Below are 18,711 nucleotides of genomic sequence, written 5' to 3'. Positions count from 1 at the left end.
CTTTAATGCGAAGCGCTTTTGGGCGTTATTTAACACGCATACCCGGCTTTGCACCTTCGTGTGGCTCAAGAATGTATAGCTCGTCGCCACCAGGGCCCGCGGCTAATACCATGCCTTCACTCATCCCAAAGCGCATTTTGCGGGGCGCTAGGTTAGCCACCATTACCGTGTGCTTACCGATAAGCGCTTCAGGCGAGTAGGCCGACTTAATACCTGCAAATACTTGCTTAGTTTCGCCGCCTAAATCCAGCTCTAAACGTAAAAGTTTGTCTGCTTTTTCTACGTGCTCGGCGTTAGCAATGCGTGCAATACGTAAATCTACCTTTGCGAAATCATCAAACGAGATAGTGTCGCTGATAGGGTCTTTAGCAAGCGGGCTGTCTGGGTCGATAGCCGGTGCTGCTGGCGCTAGGCTTTCTTTTGAATCTTCAACCATGGCGTCGATTTTCTCCATTTCTACACGTTGCATCATTGGCTTAAATTTGTTGATGGCGTGGCCTTTCAATAGGGTTTGCAGTGAATTCCAGTCGAACTTGTCGTTTAAGAATGCTTCTGCTTTTTCTGCCAGTACTGGCAGTACAGGCTTTAAGTAAATAACCAACAGACGGAACATGTTGATACCTAGCGAGCACACATCGTGTGTGAACTGCTGCTTAGTCTCGTCTTTAATGGTAACCCAAGGCGCATTGTTATCAATGAACTGGTTCGCTTTGTCGGCAAGAGCCATAATTTCGCGCACAGCTTGGTGATACTTACGCTTTTCAAAAAGGGCAGCAATGCTTTCTGATGCGTTTTGGAACTCAGCAATAAGTTCTGGCTCAATCACGTTGTCAGACAGTTTTCCGTCGAAACGCTTGGTGATAAAGCTTGCACAGCGGCTTGCAATGTTAACCACTTTACCTACCAGGTCTGAATTCACTTTTTGTGCGAAGTCAGTAAAGTTAAGGTCGATGTCGGTAACACCGTCACCCAGCTTAGAGGCAAAGTAGTAGCGCAAGTATTCTGGGTTTAAGTGGTCTAAGTAGGTGCGGCCTTTAATAAAGGTACCGCGCGACTTTGACATTTTCGCACCGTTTACGGTTACGAAACCGTGAATGTTTACGCCAGTGGGCTTACGGTATCCCGCTCCTTCTAGCATGGCAGGCCAGAAAAGGCAGTGGAAATAAGTAATGTCTTTACCGATAAAGTGGTAAAGCTCAGCTTCTGAGTCGGCCTTCCAGAAATCATCAAACTCTAGGTTGTTCTGGTCGCAGAAGTTTTTGAAACTAGCCATGTAGCCAACAGGCGCATCTACCCACACGTAGAAGAACTTGTTCGGCGCACCTGGAATTTCAAAGCCGAAGTAAGGCGCATCACGGCTAATGTCCCACTGCTGAAGACCTTCGGTGAACCATTCTTGTAGCTTGTTTGCCATTTCTTCTTGAAGGGCACCTGAGCGGATCCACTCTTTTAACATGCCCTCAAACTTTGGCAGGTCAAAGAAGAAGTGCTCAGACTCACGTAGTACCGGTGTAGCGCCAGAAACAACGCTTCGCGGGTTCTTAACTTCAGTCGGGCTATACGTTGCGCCACATACGTCACAGCTGTCGCCGTTTTGGTCTTCTGCGCCACAACTTGGGCATGTGCCCTTAACGAAACGATCCGGTAAGAACATTTCTTTTTCAGGGTCGAACAATTGGTTAATAGTTCGCTTGCTGATGTAACCTGCGTTATCCAAACGAGTGTAAATTTCTTCACAGAACGCCTTGTTTTCTGGCGAATGAGTTACATAGTAATTGTCGTAGTTAACATGAAAATCAACAAGGTCTTGATGGTGTTCAGCACGGGTTCTAGCCACCATTTCTTCTGGCGTAATGCCAAGCTCTTGGGCTTTAAGCATAACCGGCGTACCGTGTGCATCGTCGGCGCAAACACTGTAACATTCGTTTCCGCGAAGGCGCTGAAAACGAGTCCAGATGTCGGTTTGAATGTGTTCTAGCAAATGACCTAAGTGAATAGAGCCATTTGCGTATGGCAACGCACTGGTTACCAGAATTCGGCGTTTTTCTGACATAATGACGTTATTGATTCTTTGCGTTTCAAAATGGCTGCAAATACTAGCGGAAAACCGCGTTTTTTGCATTACGTAATTCACACAATTCTACTACTAGTAAGGCATTTTATGTTCTTTTCTCGTAAAGCAAAGCCCGCAACACAAAAAGTTGCTGCTATTTTGGCCACGTATTTTAGCGTAGACGTAGAAGATACCTTGCCGTGGTGTGCATTCACTCACCCCGACAATGAAAGCGCGGGCATTACCGTTACTCTACCGTTTTGCATTGCTACGCAGCTAGACGCGCTTAAACAAACCGTGCTTGAGCAGCTTGAAGGTAAGTTTGATGCAAGCAAGCTCACGTTTAAACACAAGGTTGCTAGTGGGGAAACTGAAGTTGCGCCGGTTACCAATATTAAAAACATTATAGCGGTTGCCTCCGGCAAGGGTGGGGTAGGGAAGTCTACAACCAGTATTAATCTTGCGTTTGCGCTTATGCAGGAAGGTGCGAAAGTGGGCATTCTAGATGCTGATATTTACGGCCCGTCTATTCCTATTATGCTTGGCAACCCAGAGGCGCACCCTGAAAGCGAAGATAATAAGCACATGCAGCCGCTATCGGCACATGGGCTGTTGGCTAACTCGATAGGCTACCTAGTACCGCAGGAAGACGCGGCGGTGTGGCGAGGACCAATGGCAAGTAGGGCACTTAAACAGTTATTAGATGAAACATTGTGGCCTGTGCTGGATTACTTAATTGTTGACATGCCACCAGGCACTGGCGATATCCAGCTGACCATGGCCCAACAGGTGCCGCTAACGGCTTCTGTGGTGGTAACAACACCGCAAGATTTAGCGCTGGCCGATGCCCAAAAAGGTATAAGCATGTTTGAGAAGGTTAACGTGCCGGTGTTAGGGCTTATCGAAAACATGAGTTATTACCAGTGCAGGGCTTGCGGCACCAAAGATTACGTGTTTGCTAAAGATGGTGGAGAGGCATTGGCAGAACGTCACGGATTGCCCCTCTTAGGTCAATTGCCGCTTGATATCCACATTCGTGAACACGGCGATGCCGGCACGCCGCTTTTGATAACCTCTCCAGACAGCCCCTTAAGCGAGAGCTATCGCGAGGCGGCACGCGCACTCTCTATGCAATTAGCCTTAACCGTTAAGCCCCGCGAAGGGGCTGAAAAACACATAAAAGGCGACCCCATTGGTATAGTAGGCAAAGCCTAGCGAGTTGCTAACGTGATGTACGTTCTCACGGCTTTAGCTTAAATTTGGTAAAACCTTTTAAAAAATTGCGCAAAAGCAGAGAAAACAAGCCTTTGAGCAGTTGAATGCATGCGGTGACATACGCATAATAGCGGCCTACTGAAATGAGGAATACACCATGCGCTTGTGCGACCGCGATATCTATCAACATCTTCAAGATGGAAAAATCAAAATTGACCCAACACCAGACTACGATCAGATTAGTGGTGTAACGGTAGATATCCGTTTAGGCAATAAATTTCGCGTGTTTGAAGATCACCAAGCGCCGTTTATTGATTTAAGCGGCCCTAAAGCGCAGGTTCAAGAAGCCCTCGACCACGTAATGAGCGACGAAATTGAACTAGAAGAAGGTAAAGCCTTTTTCTTGCATCCTGGAGAACTTGCGCTGGCAATTACGCACGAGTCGGTAACCTTGCCAGATAACATCGTAGGATGGCTAGACGGGCGTTCATCGCTTGCGCGCTTAGGCCTAATGGTGCACGTCACGGCTCATCGTATTGACCCGGGTTGGTCGGGTAATATCGTGCTTGAGTTTTACAACAGCGGTAAACTGCCCCTAGCGCTTCGACCAAAAATGAAAATTGGCGCGCTTAGCTTTGAGGTGTTATCAGCGCCCGCTGAGAAGCCTTACAACGCAAGGGTTGATGCTAAATACAAGGGCCAAGCCGGTGCTGTAGCTAGCCGAATTTCTTCGGATGACCAAAGTAAATAGGCTCACTTGCACAATAAAAGCGCCGTTTTTAAAAAAAGCCTAGTGCGTTACTCGAATTACTGATAGATATTATAAGAGCAAATAATAAGGGCCTGTTGACCTTTGCGTTACAGTAAAAAGTCAACAATCCCTAGCACTTATAAGAAAGCTATCAGTAAAGGGAAGCGCAATGCACTCAAACCCTCAACCTACGTCAGAAAAAACACAACGCACACCCACGCGCAAGAACACCATTATCTTGATTGCGCTAATTGTGTCTGTAATTAGCGGCCTTGGCTTGTGGACGGCCGGCCAGCCAAACGAGATCATCTTTACCGCAGCCATTACCCTATTTGTCGCCATTCTTTGGGTTACAGAGGCGCTACCCATTCCGGCCACATCGTTATTACCCTTCGCGTTATTCCCCTTGTTTGGTGTGCTTTCTCACAGCGAGGCTGCGTCTTCGCTTGGCAGCCACGTTATTATTCTTTTAATGGCTGCATTTATGCTGTCTAAAGGGTTAGAGCGCGCTAACCTCCATAAGCGTTTCGCAATTTATATGCTGCGGTTAACCGGCAGCGGAAGCCCGTTAAAGCTGGTCCTGGGGTTTATGCTAACCACTGCCGTACTGAGTATGTGGATCAGTAATACCGCCACCGTTTTAATGATGTTGCCCATGGCTATCGCCATTATCAATGCGGTAGATAACCCACGCTTTGGTGTGGCGCTTATTCTTGGTATAGCTTATTCGGCAAGCCTTGGGGGTGTGGGAACACCTATCGGTACACCGCCTAATATTATTTTCATGAGTGTATATGAGGAAACGCAAGGCATTGAGTACAGCTTTATCGATTGGATGAAAACAGGCGTACCTATTGTGATTCTTGGCGTTCCCATTATGGCGTTGTGGCTGGCAAGGGGAATCAAAGAAGTTGGTCATATAGATTTGCCAGTGCCAAGCACGTGGAGTAGGGCAGAAAAGCGAGTGCTGGCGATATTCGGAACTGTAGTGCTGGCGTGGATCTTCAGGCCCTTTTGGACAGCGTGGATAGGCGTAAGCACAATTAGCGATAGCACTATTGCCGTAGCGGGCGTTGCGGCTATGTTTTTTACCAATAGTGGTAACGACAATGGCCACGTTGATGCCAAGGGTAATAACGACAAGTTACTGGATTGGAAAACAGCTAACGATATACCGTGGGGCATGTTGTTACTGTTTGCTGGCGGTATTTGTATTGCTAAGGCGTTTATGGCATCGGGGCTAAGCGTTCTAATGGGGTCTTGGCTAACGGGGCTAGCTACGTTACCTGTTATCTTAATAGTGCTTGGTATTTGCTTGTTCGTTACGTTTTTAACGGAAATCACGTCTAACACGGCAACATCCACATTGCTTATGCCTATTTTAGCTGCAGCAGGAATGGCGGTTGGGGTTGACCCGAAATTGCTAATGATACCCGCAGCCATAAGCGCAAGCTGTGCGTTTATGCTACCCGTAGCCACAGCGCCAAACGCCATTGCTTATTCAACCGAAAAGTTCGATATAAAAACCATGGCGAGAGAAGGTGTGATGCTGAACGTGTTGGTGGCCTTGGTTGTTACCGCAGTGTGCTACGTGACATTGGCTTAGCACCTATTAGCGGCATTTGTAACGCTGTGTTTTACGGGGATATTTAACAAGGTGGTTAGCAATTGAGCGCTTGAACCGTCTAATTGCTAATTCTCGTTGCATTGTGAGTAAAATTGAGTAGACTTACTCGCTCTTTCGGTCGGTGTGTAGCGCAGCCTGGTAGCGCACTGTCATGGGGTGTCAGGGGTCGGAGGTTCAAATCCTCTCACACCGACCAACTTCTCTCTTCGAAGCGACACCCTAAAGCCTTATCTGGCGTACTCTACAGCATTTCTTAAAATCAATCTTCAAGACTGCACACAAACTTCACTTTCGGCTCAATGATAGTCAAATTTGTGAACGTTCACAATCTTGTTCACACTTGCTAAATACGTTCAGAGTATCAAGTAATCGTGAAGTTGCCCGATTGCTGACTTCGGGAGTTCCTTCAAATTTCTTCAGGTAGCTTTCGGTTGACAGTGTTGTCTTCTTTGATTTTGTCTTGAGTGATTAATAGACTTTGATGATAGTCCTGAGCTTCAGCATCAGTCAGAAAATCTACATCAGGCTTTAACTCCTCAAGCTTGCCCTTCAGTTCAGCTAAATCTACTCTGAAAAATTCCTTACGGTTGTTGACTAAGTTGAGTCGATGTTCATTGAAATGACGATGCAGTTCAGCTTCAAGTGCAGGCGCATCCTCGGAGTAAATAAGAGCATGGACGTCAAATGTGAATGGTACACTGGCATCCCCAAGCTCACGCACACGGTCTAGGGGCTCCAGCCTTCTGGTCATCCCAATTTTGAATACCCCATCACCAAATGAACCGATGTTACTGATGATATAGACGTAACCAGATTTGGTTTGTTGTGCCATCGATAGAGCCCGTTCTGATTTTGCTCTGGCCTCGTTTAGTTGTGCCTCAAGTTCTTCAAGTTCAGACTTTAAGCGCTCCAGCTCGTCACCAGTAGCTTTATTGGCTTTAGCATTGGCCTTAGCAACAAGCTCTTCGTATTTATGCTGTTCTCTTGCCGCTGCCTCTTGTTCCTTTATTAGCTGTTGTTCTTCTCTGAGTTGGCGCTTCGCTTCTGCTCGTTCTTCCTTCTCTTGTCTGAGCTTCTCAGCATATTCATAAGTTAGCCTGAGCTCTTGCAACTTGAGTTGGAAATAGGGTTCTGTGATTTGGATGTTGTTAGACTTATTGAGCTTGTCTATTGCATCTCTCGCTTTAGATAAGCGCTCTTCCATTCTGCGGATATTATTCCATCTTACGTTTGATACTGCTGCATCACATTCGTTATTGAAAGCTCTCAGCGTTAGTTTAAGTGCTCGGTTTGTCATCGTCTGACCTTCTCTGGCACTGTTATTAACTTTCCACTCAGTATGGCAAACGGCCGCTTGTTTGGCTTTCAGCATATCTTTCTGCTGCTCTCGCACAGCAGTGATTTCAGCTTTGAATCTATCTGACGTTCCAAAGTCGAAGTGAGGTTCATAGTACCCCAATGTAGACAACTCAATTTTTTCATCAAATACAGCCAGCTCTCTTTCAAGTTCATCAAATAGCTTTCGTTTAGTCGCATAAGACGCCCGAAGCGTCTGGATGTTTGATGTGATTGCTTCTGACTCGGCGTTAAGCTCCGTCACACGAGCTTCAATAGAGCTTATCGGTTGGTACTTCTCAAGCAGCTCTGTCGTTCTTTGCTTCGAGTCTTGAAGGTGAGATTTGACTTTGTTGAGCTCTGACTTTAGCTCGCGAGATTTTAATAGTGAAAACACTAGCAACGATATGACTGCGAAAATCAAAGCGTAGGTAATGATATGTCCATAATCACTTGGAAGAGCTTCAATCGAGCCCATAACTGTAATCCGTGTCTGCTAATCCTTCTGACAACATTATAACAAGTGCTCATTCAATACAAAATCAAGTCATTATTGGGAGTCCTTTCCCTTTGGTGTTATCAGGCTATAGATGCCTCCATCCCCGTATTTATTTCATACTGTTCGTGCATAGCTTGTCGTAACTGATGAGCTTTTGACTCAGGAACTATAAAGCTGTCATGAACAGGTATCACAGGAATAGCTTCTTGCGTTAATGAATCCATAACATCATTTGCAATCTTGCTATCGATATTTTGAAGTGTTTGCCAAGCATTGCGGTAAAGTAAGTCTGAAATAGCCTTATGTCTGGCTTCAAACATCCCTAGAAGGCTACCCGCCTTTTTAGCGTTGACTTTAAGATGGAAAGATACCGCTCTGACTGCTTGGTTTTTGCTGCTGGTACTGGTCGCAATCAAGGCTATCTTTTTAACTTTGTCTCTTGTTACTCCTTCGATGTCGTAGCAATCACTCGGAGCTTCTGCGCCTGATAAATGATACAGAAGGCGAGGGTGCATCGACTTGTAGTCAAGTTCAACACAAGGCTCTCCATTAATCGTAATGTTGCTTCTGACAACTTGAGGTAGGTTCTGCGCATCACAGTAAAACCTGCCACCAATGCACCATTGCCCTTTGAATATCCGTCTGCATGAGAGGTCAGACTGCGATAGTTGAATGGTTCTGTTGTCTTCAGATGTATATACCCAGTTGTAACTTGTGCGTACCTCATTATGTTCCATTATCGACTTTCTCATGCGAAGAGTGCTTGGTTCGTCGCTGTAGTTAACGTAATCATAAGGATTGTTGCGAAGAATGAGCGGGTCAATAGGAACAGAGATGTCAGTTACCTCAATTGCTTCCAGAAGGCGAGCTTGATTGATACAGGTCTCAGTCGGAAGAATAAGTGACGGAATGCCAGACGTGTAGTTCTCGCTTTTGAATCCTCGCTCAATCTTAATCAAGCCTAGCTGTTCTCCTTGCGCCAGCAAGGTGTTCATCGTGTCTCTGCTGTACGGCTCCCTACGAAATCTCTTCGGGATAGCTTTTAGGCGCTTACCTAGCGAGTATACGAAACCTGTATCGGTGCCTAAGTTCATCGCACAGGCAAGATTGACAGCTATACACTTAACCGCTTGGATGGTTGGCTTGGTAATACGTTGTCGCCCTTGTGTCAGCTGTTCGGTGAGCCAGTCGGTAAACTTTGAATCTACTCCCTTATGGGTTCTCAGTGGGAAGGTGAATATTGGGTTTGCATTTGGCGTATTGGACTTCCCCTTGAGGGTTTGTGTCCACTGGAAGNTTTCTTGCGGTGTNACCATAAGTTGGTTCATAAGTGNTCTCCNTGTCNTANTNCCCCCTATAGTGCTGCTGGTGGTCTCCTCGTCTGTCGCTAAGTCGTTCTCTAATGTCCATTTACCAATAACCAACCAAGTTATCATTACTGGTTAGCTAGTGAGTAAATACAATTGAGTGCGTCTGAATCGAATCTTCAAGGTGGCACAGTTTAAGAAGGGAAGTAAATTGAATGAAATGTAGCAACTACGTGTTAGTCGACTACTGTCTGCTTTAATTTGATAAAAACAGGGTATGAGAAACGGATAGACAAACTATTTCAGTTTCTATATGGCTTCTCCCTTATGTCAGGGAGTCGTGTATCCCTTGATTTTATTGGCTTTAGTGAATATTAGGTAAATCTAAAAAATCTGAAGAGCTTTAAGGTTGTTAGCTCTAGACAACTGATAAGCGAGAAGTGCGGATACAAAGCATCATTACAGATCGACAACGGCTTTCTATGAGCTTTTCTGGGTACAATTAATACGATTGCATTGGGTAAGTTAACTCGATCTGAGAAAGCTTTACAGAGCCTCAAACAGTTAAGCGTGAGACTCCGATGTGATAGTGCTGAAGATGTCTAACAGAGGAGTAGTAGACCACATGAATCCTTGGCTTTATAATTCGAATTTACTCGGTTTATTATTTTGCTTAATGAACTCATTGATTATCTTATGCACCGCTCCCTTACTACAGCTTAATTCTTCAGCAATCTTAGCCATGCTCAAGCCTTCCTCTCGTAGCTGGTGGACTCTCTCACGGTCTACAGACTTCTTACGCCCGAACTTAACGCCTTTCTCTTGCGCCTTAGCAATACCTTCCATCTGTCTTTCGTAACGTAGAGACAACTCGAACTCAGCTACAGCAGCAATCATGTGGAACATTAGCTTACCGTGTGGCGTTGTCGTGTCGATGCCTTGGTCAATCACAATGAGACCTACGCCTTTATCATCGAGTAACTTCGAGATGTTCGCTAGGTCAGCCACAGAACGACCTAAACGGTCTAACTTGGTCACAACAATGGCTTCACCTTCACGCACGTAATCAAGCATCTTCTCTAGCTCTGGGCGGTCTGCTGTCTTACCTGAGCGCTTCTCTTGGTAAATCTTAGCGCAGCCTTTCGCCTTCAATGCGTCTAGCTGTACGTCTAGCTTCTGACCCGTGGTTGATACTCGTGCGTAACCGATAAGTTGACCTGTCATGATTAAATCCATCCTGTTCAATAAAGTCTAAAGGTTAAGTGACCAATAAGATAATGAACGGTAAGTGAACGGTCAATAGGTAAGTTCAAAAAAGTTTACTTTGGTGGACGGTTACGAAACCTGATATTTCCGGTCTCGTAGTCAGTCCGCAAATTTCCGGAGTGAGGACATTGAGCCACCAGCAGAGCCTGTGCGTTGTCTTCGTGTTTGGTCAAGATGAACGTTGCGACTGGGTTGAAGATTGTCTTAGCGGTGTTCCTGTGGTGCGTAGAGGCACCCTATGGGGGGGAGTTGAGGCTTCATCATAGTCGATTTGGCCTCTCAGATTTTTGTATGTAGTGAAAACTTATCTTAATTCGTGATGTTCGATGAGCCAACACCTGAAGTAAGGCAACTGTTTAATCGACGTTTGTACCTTGTATTACCTTTGACTTGAGATAGTTAATGAAAGAGGCGCAGGAGACAAGAAAGAACTTGGCGTCTGAAGCGGTCAAGTTGGGCTCCTCTAGCATGGCATGCCTAATTCCACCCTCATCATTAGTGTAACCGTATATATTTGAAAATCCTTGTTTTAAAGCTGGATGCAATTTTTGGTCGCGCTCTAATTTACTGAGGGCAGCACCTAATGTTGCTTTAGGATTATCTGTAATTTCTTTTGCAATGCTCTCTACGGCTGAAATTGATTCTTTAATAGAATTGCGATAATCAGGGTTCCCTCTTCTAGACAAATGCTCTAGTGCGCTTTTCATGTGAACTTCAACGCCTTTGAACGGACTCTCCGATAATGCATACCGCAAGGACTCCAACTCTACTTCATCAGTGACTTGCACAAATTTTAAATTTATGACTCGAAACCCTGAAAGTTCTTTTTCGAGCACTGTATTCAAATTACTCACCAGCTCATTATTTATCCTTTCAGAGACTAGTGTCTTGAGCGCACTGAATAAAAACTCCAGCATGTCATATACTTGGTACCACAGGCAGCCAAAGAACTGCTTTCTGATATAAGCGAGAGTTGCGTGCGGGTTGTTCGGCATATTGTCTATGGGCATTTTGAAGTAGGCAAACCATAGCACCTTCCCCAAACTCATAATTTTTGGATGTCCACTATTTGAGCGCATAAATCCGACAGATGACCAGACATGTAAATCGAGTATATTCCACAGCGTATTTCTGAGTTCTGGTGTCATACCATCAGTTTGAAGTGCTGTCTCAACTGGGGTAATACCTATTCGCTGACTAAATTTCATCCTGTTATTAAACCTTCCATCGGATACAGTGGCTTGGTAGTTTCTGTGTGAGTAAAGAATTAGTCAAGTGCATAGCTTGATTGTAATTACGTTTCTAACTGAGCAATCTCAAGCAGTCAGCCTCGTGAATCCTCTCGACATACTGCCACAGTTCGTCCTTGTTCTTATACTTACTATACAAGTTATACGTCAAGGACAACTGCTTGTGTCCTGCTAGTTTCGTAGCGATGTCTTCAGGACTACCAATTTGTTCTAGTGCTGTCGCAAAGTGACCTCTAAACGAGAGTAAGCATGTCTTGTAGACTTTGACGACCTTGCATTATCTTCGTGTTTGTTCAAATGAACGTTACGACTGGTTTGAAGGTTGTATATCCGGTTTTCCGCAATGTGCAGAAACGCCCTAGGGGGAGTAGGGACTTCGTCACTGACGATTTGTCCTTTCAGAGTTTTGTAGTGAAAACTCTTTGCCGCACCCATTTAAATAACCGATGCAGTCCATTTTCTTTACGGCGAGGCTTGCCGTAGTCTTCAATTTTAAAAGTGCCACCGCCATAACCGATAAATTCGTCATGGGAATACTTGTAAGCATAAGGAGTTTTTATGCCTAGTTTCTTGCTTAATTCCTGTGGTGTGATGGGTTCACAAACCATATCGAATGGCTTCTTCTTTGATTTGGCTTTATTACGAATTGCATTAATAAACTTGAAGTCAATGGTTAGAAAGTAGGGAATATCATTCACTTCAGCTGTCCATAGATGAAAAGCATCTTGCAATTGTTCAGCAGTCAGGGCTTCAGCTATTTTTTTAAAGCGGTCTATATTTTTAATGGAATCTAGAGTCAATTTCGGTAAATAACTTTCAAACTCAGTTGACTGAAAAAGGTCTGGCGTCCACTTTAGGAGGCTTTCGAAAAAATCTACTTTATTTTCAGAACGAATTTGCTCCAGCAAATCTCCTTGGCGAAAGTGGCTTCTTGATATTGCGGGTTCTACAAACGTCACACTACTCTCGCTGAAAACGTTACCAATCTTTGAATCTACAGACCTGAACCAACTCTCAAAATTAAGCTCATCATAAGTAAAAAGCTTTATATGTTCATATTCAGAGAGCTGAGCAATAGTAGGAAACCAATCAATTTCATTTTGACGTCGAGCTTGTTTTTCCGGTAAAGGAGGTTTTCTTATATAACCCACGATAAACGAAGAGACTTCGGTTTGTTCTCTATCCTTATATGTAGTTAGCTTTGCTCCTTGAAGCATGTTCGCATCACTGAAAATACAGTTATCTACAAGTACTCTTGTTGTCATCAGGCTTCCTGTCTAAGTATTCTGTTCAGTTTACAATGCTCAATCTTGAGGGCAAGACATCTTGATAAGGTAGTACTCTTAGGTGGTACAATTAAGCTTCTCGTTTATTTTGTAAAAGTTATAATCGCTGTTAAAGTCTCGTAAAGAGGGTTTGCAGTAGCTAACGATTCAAAAAGTCCTTAAATTGTTGTAGCGAGCCAAAATGCACCTTACCCATGAACATTGTCGGTAGTTTGTATTTGCGTTGGTTTTTGCTCACCCAATTATTTCCTACAGTTATTTTAAGGTACTCGATTCCGTTGGAGCGCATGAGATACTGCAAGACGTTGCTTTTTCTACAAAGCTCATGTTCTTCATACAGAATAATAAGAGGCTCTAAATCATCCATGCCAACTCACTCATAAGGCTTTTAATAACCTTCGCCTTCAGGTGAGATTCGATCTCCAAACTATTAAGGACTGACAACACCACTCTGACGTGTTTACTTACTTCTGCGTCATCGGGTGTGAAGCGGTATTCATCAATTGCTTTTCCGACAATAGAATTAATAGTGTCACCGCTCTTGATTTTTAAGTTGCCGAGTTTATTTAGTTGTCCTTGGGTTAAGGAAACTCTCTTTTCTACTGTTTTACTCATTACACGCTCCAGTTATTCATCTGAATGGTAATTTATTGTAATAAAATCAGCAACTTAATGGTCGTTTGTGAGTAATGGTTAGTTGTGGTTATTTCCCAGAATGAGTGACAATGAATAGAACTTTGCCACTTTCACTACTCAGTCCATCAGAGAAACCACGTCCTTAACCCCAAGGTGTGTGTATCGCTCCAGCATCTCAGTTGAACGGTGCCCTGAAATAACTTTTAATTGGTTAACCGAAAGGCCTCTTTGAGCGTACTTAGTGATAGCTGAATGCCTCATTGAATGAAACGATAGTCCGGTTATTTCTAGGCGTTTACATGCTCGTCTAAAAGCCTTCGAGAGACTTTCTGCTGTAACGTTGTAGAGGATTTGATGATTATTACATGACACAAGCCTGTCTTTTAAAATCTGAGTTGCCTTTGCGTTTAACGGAACGTAGCGTGAATAGCCATTCTTGGCTTCAGGAACATAAAGTCTGTTTTGGTGAAACTCTATATGTTGCTTTTGTATCTTTACAATTTCTCCTCTACGCATAGCAGTCTCGTAAGAGAGTTCAGCAGCAGATGCAACTAATGGAGGTAAATCTTCAAGCAATAGCTTTAACTCTTTCTGTGTTACTACTCTGTCTCGTGGTTGGCATTCAGGAGGATATTTGAAGTCGTTGAAAGGAAATGGCCAATCTAACTCGAAGTGTTTAATGCCAAACTTAACGATGCGAGACAGCATCTGTAAGTCTAATCTCGCGGTACTGCTCTTTACTTCTTTGAGTCTCTGACGCTTAAATGCTTCGATTTCTGCTAGGGTAGGAGGCGACTTAAAGTTTTTCTTCAAGCATCGCACACGGTAACGCACAGAATCGCCCATGTGCTCAAGATATTTGTCGCAGACCTCGTGAAAAGACAATTCATTTGAGCCCATTAAGGCGAAACGTTCTGCTTCTTGTTGAGTTGGAAAAGTCTTAGAGATTCGCTTACCTTGCTCACGAATCTGTACGTTCCAGTTGCCTGATTTTAATTGACGGATAGTTGCCACTTCGTTCACTCCAAAATACTTAAAGGTTAATGGAAGTGAAATTCTTGAGCCCTTGCCAGTATTGACTTTGGGAGGTGCGCGTAGAGTTCGCAGCGTTATCGCGCGGGTGGGCATGGGGTGTCAGGGGTCGGAGGTTCAAATCCTCTCACACCGACCAACTTCTCTCTCTAAGAAGCGACACCCACGCACCTAATCTTCAATAAATCCAAAAATTGATTCTAAAACCAACTCAGCACTTTCAATCTGCGGGTAATGCCCAATATCAGTAACCTCAACCACGTCAGCGTTTGGAATAAGTGCTTTGTATCTGGCCATCATGTGTGCGCCAGAAATAGGATCTATCATGCCAGCAGTTAGTCGAACCGGAACGTCGGCATTTTGAAGTGCAACTACCCAATGCTCTCGGTATTGTTTTCTTTGTTTCATATAGCCCAAAAGCAACTACATGTATTGGTGGCCATAGGTCTGTCGTAAGCACGACATTTAAACTATGCCGCGCTTCTTGTTTTGGTTCAATCAACGCAAATGGTTTATAAAGTAAAATAGCACTAACTTTCAACAGGTATACAAACCGTCAACGTAGTTCCTTCCCCTGGGGCTGAGATTAAGTCAATTTCTCCGTTAAACTTCTGTCGAACAAGATTGTATAAAATATTCAAGCCTAAACCCGTGCCACCTTTATCGCGTGCAGTTGTATAAAACGGCTCGAACACTTTTGTATGAAGCTCTTCAGGAATGCCTTTTCCATTGTCTTGAACGCTTATTACAACACCTTTGTCATTTTGGCTACAGCTTACAGCAACTTTGTTTATATCGTTGTCTACTGACGGACCAAAGGCGTGACGCTGCGCGTTCGATATTAAGTTCGTTAATAGCTGGGCAATAATGCCCGGACAAGTGGTAATTACTAATTTGGGCGTGACGTCTATAGAAAGCTCGATTTGCTCCTTGCGAAGCATGGGTTTTAATGGATTACAAACCCGTGGAATATATTCATCCAGCGCAATTTCCTCAATTTCCAGCGAGGTTTGATCGGCAGAGGTTCGCTTAAAGTCTTGAACTAAGTGCGCGGCCCGCACCAGGCTTGTTTCCGCTAGAGTTAATCCTTCAGAGCATATTGCTTCAAAATCTTTAAAGCCTTGTTCAGTCAATTCATCATTTTCAAAGTCTCGATAAATGTCTTTTAGCTCTTCTTTGCAGTTACTGACAGAGGTGAGTGCGATACCTAAAGGTGTGTTAACTTCGTGAGCGATGCCAGCTACAAGGTTACCTAAGGCGGCCATTTTTTCTGACTCGATAAGTTTTTCTTGGGCGGCCTCGAGCTCTGCTGTGCGATCTTTTACTTTTTGTTCTAACGTTTGATTCGCTTCGAGTAGTTGCGCTTCATAATCAGCGCGTTCATTAGCGCTTACCGCGCGGCCATATAAGTCGGCCAAAGAGGCGGCAAATACCATCTCATCAGCCTCCCAGTGTCGCGCTTCACCTTGATGCTCACAGCAAATTATTCCTATCATTTTACCTCTGTGTCGAATAGGAACATCAAGCATTGAGCTAATATTTAAAGGGCCGAGGTAGACGTCAGCAAACTCAAACGTGGCAACATCTGTTAGCGCGTTGTGAGCGGCTATGGTTCTCCCTGAATCTAGGGCTTCGAAATAGTGTGGGAAATCTTTACGGGTGAGCACCAAGCTTTCGCTATCTAGGTCGTTCCCTTTATCGATTAATAAGGTACACTGAACAAGTGTTTGCAGTTGGTCGTATAGCCAAATACCTGCTCGCGTAATTTTCAACCCTTCGCAGACCGAGTTGATAATAAGCCGTGACGCAACATTCAATTCACCTTTATCAATATCTTCGCTTTGGCTAACACGTAGTAAAATTAACTCTAATGCTTCTTTCATTCATCTTCGTCCGGTTCTAGCGCGCGTATTTCTAGTATTCTGTCGAAATGTTCAAGCATGATATGGGTAATTAGTGGGTCAAACTGTTTGCCTGCGTTTTCCTCAAGGTAAGCTTTTACGTCTTCCTCGCTCCAGGCGGGCTTGTAACAGCGCTTAGATAGTAGGGCGTCAACCACATCAACAATGGCCATAATTCGGCCCTCAATGGGAATATCATCGCCCGATAAACCTTCGGGATAGCCATTGCCGTCCCATCGTTCGTGGTGAGTCTTGGCAATGATGGCCCCCATTTTTGCAACAATGCGATCCGAGTCGGCAAGCAAATCATAGCCTTTTTGCGCATGGGTTTTCATAATCTCCCATTCTTCTGGGTCAAGCTTGCCCGGCTTGTGCAAAATGGTTTCAGGAATACTGATTTTACCCACGTCGTGAAGCGCCGCTGAGTATCGAATGGTGTCAATAAACTCTCTACTCATGTGGAGTTTTTCTGACAAAAACTCAGTCATTAAAATAACCCGCCTAACGTGGCCGCCGGTTTCTTTGCTTCGCATTTCAATGGCGTCGCTAAGCACCATGATTAGCTCTTTCTGGGTTTGCTGGATATCTTCTTTTTGTGTGAGATTTTGAAAAATGATAGCCACGTTAGATGCAAACATTTCCAAGGTTTTGCGTTGAAGGGCGTCTAACGGTTCATTAAGCTTCACATACAAAATGTTGTGGCTGTCTTCCCCTGTAGGGTAATAACCAATAAAACGGTCTTTCGTTTGAAGGTGCGTTTTGCTTAACAGAACTTGGTTGACTTCATCAGCAATGCTTTCTGGAATTTGCTTTGAGATGCCGGGCTCACACAGCCCAATTAAATCGCCACTGGCCCCTAACACCGTCATAGTGGTATCACCATAGAGGTCAGTGTGCTGGGTAGACAGGTAGAGCACTGAATTATTTAAATTTAAAAGGGTCAGCGTTTGTTTAAGCACCGCTGTCCCAAATTGGGCCAAAGACTGGCTGGCCAATACAGATGAAGAGGATTTAAGCACGTCCTCCATTCCACGTTTACCTTGCTCTATGGTCTGGATATCACGATAAGAGCGAATGGCGGTGTAAACACAGGATTTCAGTTTTAAAGAAGAAAGCTCAGTCTTTGCTTTGTAATCATTAATATCGTACCGACGGATAACATCTTCTTCTGGGGCTTGGCCGGGCTGACCAGTTCGTAATATAAGGCGGCTAACATGGTTATTAAGCTCGTTTCGAATGGCGTCTACCAGTTTTAACCCAGCATCGTCGGTTTCCATCACTACATCTACAAACGCCAGCGCGATGTCGGGGTGTGCTTTGAAGAGGGCTAAACCTTCTTCTCCACTGTGGGCAGATAAAAACTCTACGCCACGCTTTTCAAAAGTAAATTTGCGCAGCGTTAACTTGGTAACTTCATGTATTCCCTCTTCATCGTCGATAATCGCTATTTTCCAAGGGGCTAGACGCGGAGCGGATTGTTCAGTTTTTGATTTCTTAAATAGGGACATACGTAAACAACAAGGCTTATTTTTAGTTTAAACGTATGCTACGAATGCGATTATCGCAAATTGCCAAAGCCCGATTTAATCGAAAGTTTAACTTTTCTCTGTCGTCCGAGAGCGTTAATCGAGGGAAGCAAATAGAATGTCGAAGACAGTTGTAGATTCTTCAATGCGTTAAAAAGGGAAAGCCACCTTAATTTGAGTTGTTGAATATACATCTATAAAAACAAACAATCTTAATAAGGTGCTGACGCTATTGAACACTCAAGTCCTACTGTTTACTCTATTTTAACAATTTGGCTTGAAAAACATAGGGTTTAAGGACGTTCATGAATTTTGCGGAATTTGCAGCATCGAGAAAAAGTGTACGAGGGTTCACAAAACAGCCCGTTACAAAAGAAACGGTAGACGCAATTATCAACGCCGCAAAGTGGGCGCCGTCATCTTACAACACACAAACATGGAAAATTCATGCGGTAACTGGCGATGTCCTCGATAGAATTCGCGAAGGCAACACCAAAAATACGCTTGAAGGTAAGCCGCACGTTCGTGACTTTCCTTATAAGGAAGACTACGAAGGTATTCATCGTCAGCGCCAAATTGATGTGGCTATTCAATTGTTCGACGTGATGGGAATATCGCGTGAAGACAAAGAAAAGCGTATGGATTGGATGATGCGAGGCTTCAGGCAGTTTGATGCACCCGTTTCGCTGGTTCTCACATATGATAGGTCTCTAGAGCCCGCTGGAATAACCCAATTTGGCCTAGGGTCACTAGCGTATGGCATTGTTCTAGCAGCGTGGGATTTAGGGTTAGGTTGTGTGATAAACGGTCAGGGTATCATGCAGTCTGAAGTGGTACACCAGTGCGCTAACATTCCAGATGATGAAGCCATTATGATTTGTATTGCTTTAGGCTATCCCGACCCTGATTTTCCTGCTAATGACGTGCGCTCTACCCGCGCCGATAACGAAGAGTTTGTAACTTATCATGGCTTTTAAATAGGCAGTAAAAGCAACGCTCCAATATCACTAGCCGGCGTAGCCTAATA

At 44.3% G+C, this 18,711-nt stretch carries 14 protein-coding genes and 1 tRNA gene; 5 read left to right on the top strand and 10 right to left on the bottom strand.

The annotated features are described in order from the left end of the window. Positions 1-25: 25 nt before the first annotated feature. The gene (gene metG / locus MADE_RS11875; RefSeq protein WP_012518475.1) at positions 26-2,053 is read right to left on the bottom strand and encodes a methionine--tRNA ligase; all 2,028 of its coding nucleotides are present in this window, start codon (positions 2,051-2,053) and stop codon (positions 26-28) included. Between the two features lie 108 nt (positions 2,054-2,161). Between metG and apbC the strand changes: the two genes are divergently transcribed. The 4 genes from apbC to MADE_RS11855 all read left to right on the top strand — a co-directional run bounded on the left by apbC (position 2,162) and on the right by MADE_RS11855 (position 5,842). After that, a complete protein-coding gene (gene apbC, locus MADE_RS11870) occupies positions 2,162-3,268 on the top strand; it encodes an iron-sulfur cluster carrier protein ApbC (RefSeq protein WP_012518476.1) in 1,107 nt (368 codons plus the stop codon). Between the two features lie 157 nt (positions 3,269-3,425). Next, the gene (gene dcd, locus MADE_RS11865) at positions 3,426-4,019 is read left to right on the top strand and encodes a dCTP deaminase (RefSeq protein ID WP_012518477.1); all 594 of its coding nucleotides are present in this window, start codon (positions 3,426-3,428) and stop codon (positions 4,017-4,019) included. 169 nt (positions 4,020-4,188) lie between these two features. Further along, positions 4,189-5,625, top strand: coding sequence for an SLC13 family permease (locus tag MADE_RS11860; protein ID WP_012518478.1), 1,437 nt, complete (start codon positions 4,189-4,191; stop codon positions 5,623-5,625). Positions 5,626-5,765: 140 nt separating this feature from the next. After that, positions 5,766-5,842: transfer RNA gene (locus MADE_RS11855), tRNA-Pro, on the top strand. A 210-nt stretch (positions 5,843-6,052) separates the two neighbouring features. Here the strand turns inward: MADE_RS11855 and MADE_RS11850 are convergent. From MADE_RS11850 to MADE_RS11800, 9 genes are all read right to left on the bottom strand, one after another. Next, a complete protein-coding gene (locus MADE_RS11850) occupies positions 6,053-7,459 on the bottom strand; it encodes an SNIPE associated domain-containing protein (protein WP_023559752.1) in 1,407 nt (468 codons plus the stop codon). 1,967 nt (positions 7,460-9,426) lie between these two features. Then, complete coding sequence (locus MADE_RS11840) at positions 9,427-10,011, bottom strand: recombinase family protein (protein ID WP_012518830.1); 585 nt, start codon at positions 10,009-10,011, stop codon at positions 9,427-9,429. A 398-nt stretch (positions 10,012-10,409) separates the two neighbouring features. Beyond that, the gene (locus tag MADE_RS11835; protein ID WP_012518829.1) at positions 10,410-11,261 is read right to left on the bottom strand and encodes an AbiJ-NTD4 domain-containing protein; all 852 of its coding nucleotides are present in this window, start codon (positions 11,259-11,261) and stop codon (positions 10,410-10,412) included. Between the two features lie 440 nt (positions 11,262-11,701). Continuing rightward, complete coding sequence (locus MADE_RS11830; RefSeq protein WP_012518828.1) at positions 11,702-12,568, bottom strand: hypothetical protein; 867 nt, start codon at positions 12,566-12,568, stop codon at positions 11,702-11,704. Between the two features lie 375 nt (positions 12,569-12,943). After that, on the bottom strand, positions 12,944-13,204 hold the full coding sequence (locus tag MADE_RS11820) for a hypothetical protein (RefSeq protein ID WP_012518826.1): 261 nt from the start codon (positions 13,202-13,204) through the stop codon (positions 12,944-12,946). Between the two features lie 138 nt (positions 13,205-13,342). Further along, entirely contained in the window at positions 13,343-14,239 is an 897-nt protein-coding gene (locus tag MADE_RS11815) for a tyrosine-type recombinase/integrase (RefSeq protein ID WP_012518825.1), read from the bottom strand. Between the two features lie 189 nt (positions 14,240-14,428). After that, positions 14,429-14,665 carry an alpha/beta fold hydrolase gene (locus MADE_RS11810; protein ID WP_012518824.1) on the bottom strand — a complete coding sequence of 79 codons (237 nt, stop codon included), beginning with the start codon at positions 14,663-14,665 and terminating at the stop codon, positions 14,429-14,431. Positions 14,666-14,787: 122 nt separating this feature from the next. Then, positions 14,788-16,140 carry a GAF domain-containing sensor histidine kinase gene (locus MADE_RS11805; RefSeq protein WP_012518823.1) on the bottom strand — a complete coding sequence of 451 codons (1,353 nt, stop codon included), beginning with the start codon at positions 16,138-16,140 and terminating at the stop codon, positions 14,788-14,790. Continuing rightward, positions 16,137-17,666, bottom strand: coding sequence for a DUF3369 domain-containing protein (locus tag MADE_RS11800; protein WP_012518822.1), 1,530 nt, complete (start codon positions 17,664-17,666; stop codon positions 16,137-16,139). The genes MADE_RS11805 and MADE_RS11800 overlap by 4 nt, the downstream gene beginning before the upstream one ends. 323 nt (positions 17,667-17,989) lie before the next feature. Between MADE_RS11800 and MADE_RS11795 the strand changes: the two genes are divergently transcribed. After that, entirely contained in the window at positions 17,990-18,661 is a 672-nt protein-coding gene (locus tag MADE_RS11795) for a nitroreductase (protein ID WP_012518821.1), read from the top strand. Positions 18,662-18,711 lie beyond the last annotated feature (50 nt).

It is taken from the genome of Alteromonas mediterranea DE, from assembly GCF_000020585.3.
Taxonomy (GTDB): Bacteria; Pseudomonadota; Gammaproteobacteria; order Enterobacterales; family Alteromonadaceae; genus Alteromonas; species Alteromonas mediterranea.
The sequence above is the reverse complement of the archived record's forward strand: the minus strand, read 5'-3'. Positions and strand labels throughout refer to the sequence as shown.

Excerpts from the sequence above, each read along its gene's own strand:
- metG (WP_012518475.1), bottom strand. The coding sequence starts at position 2,053 with ATGTCAGAAAAACGCCGAATTCTGGTAACCAGTGCGTTGCCATACGCA.
- apbC (WP_012518476.1), top strand. The coding sequence starts at position 2,162 with ATGTTCTTTTCTCGTAAAGCAAAGCCCGCAACACAAAAAGTTGCTGCT.
- dcd (WP_012518477.1), top strand. The coding sequence starts at position 3,426 with ATGCGCTTGTGCGACCGCGATATCTATCAACATCTTCAAGATGGAAAA.
- MADE_RS11860 (WP_012518478.1), top strand. The coding sequence starts at position 4,189 with ATGCACTCAAACCCTCAACCTACGTCAGAAAAAACACAACGCACACCC.
- MADE_RS11850 (WP_023559752.1), bottom strand. The coding sequence starts at position 7,459 with ATGGGCTCGATTGAAGCTCTTCCAAGTGATTATGGACATATCATTACC.
- MADE_RS11840 (WP_012518830.1), bottom strand. The coding sequence starts at position 10,011 with ATGACAGGTCAACTTATCGGTTACGCACGAGTATCAACCACGGGTCAG.
- MADE_RS11835 (WP_012518829.1), bottom strand. The coding sequence starts at position 11,261 with ATGAAATTTAGTCAGCGAATAGGTATTACCCCAGTTGAGACAGCACTT.
- MADE_RS11830 (WP_012518828.1), bottom strand. The coding sequence starts at position 12,568 with ATGACAACAAGAGTACTTGTAGATAACTGTATTTTCAGTGATGCGAAC.
- MADE_RS11820 (WP_012518826.1), bottom strand. The coding sequence starts at position 13,204 with ATGAGTAAAACAGTAGAAAAGAGAGTTTCCTTAACCCAAGGACAACTA.
- MADE_RS11810 (WP_012518824.1), bottom strand. The coding sequence starts at position 14,665 with ATGAAACAAAGAAAACAATACCGAGAGCATTGGGTAGTTGCACTTCAA.
- MADE_RS11805 (WP_012518823.1), bottom strand. The coding sequence starts at position 16,140 with ATGAAAGAAGCATTAGAGTTAATTTTACTACGTGTTAGCCAAAGCGAA.
- MADE_RS11800 (WP_012518822.1), bottom strand. The coding sequence starts at position 17,666 with ATGTCCCTATTTAAGAAATCAAAAACTGAACAATCCGCTCCGCGTCTA.
- MADE_RS11795 (WP_012518821.1), top strand. The coding sequence starts at position 17,990 with ATGAATTTTGCGGAATTTGCAGCATCGAGAAAAAGTGTACGAGGGTTC.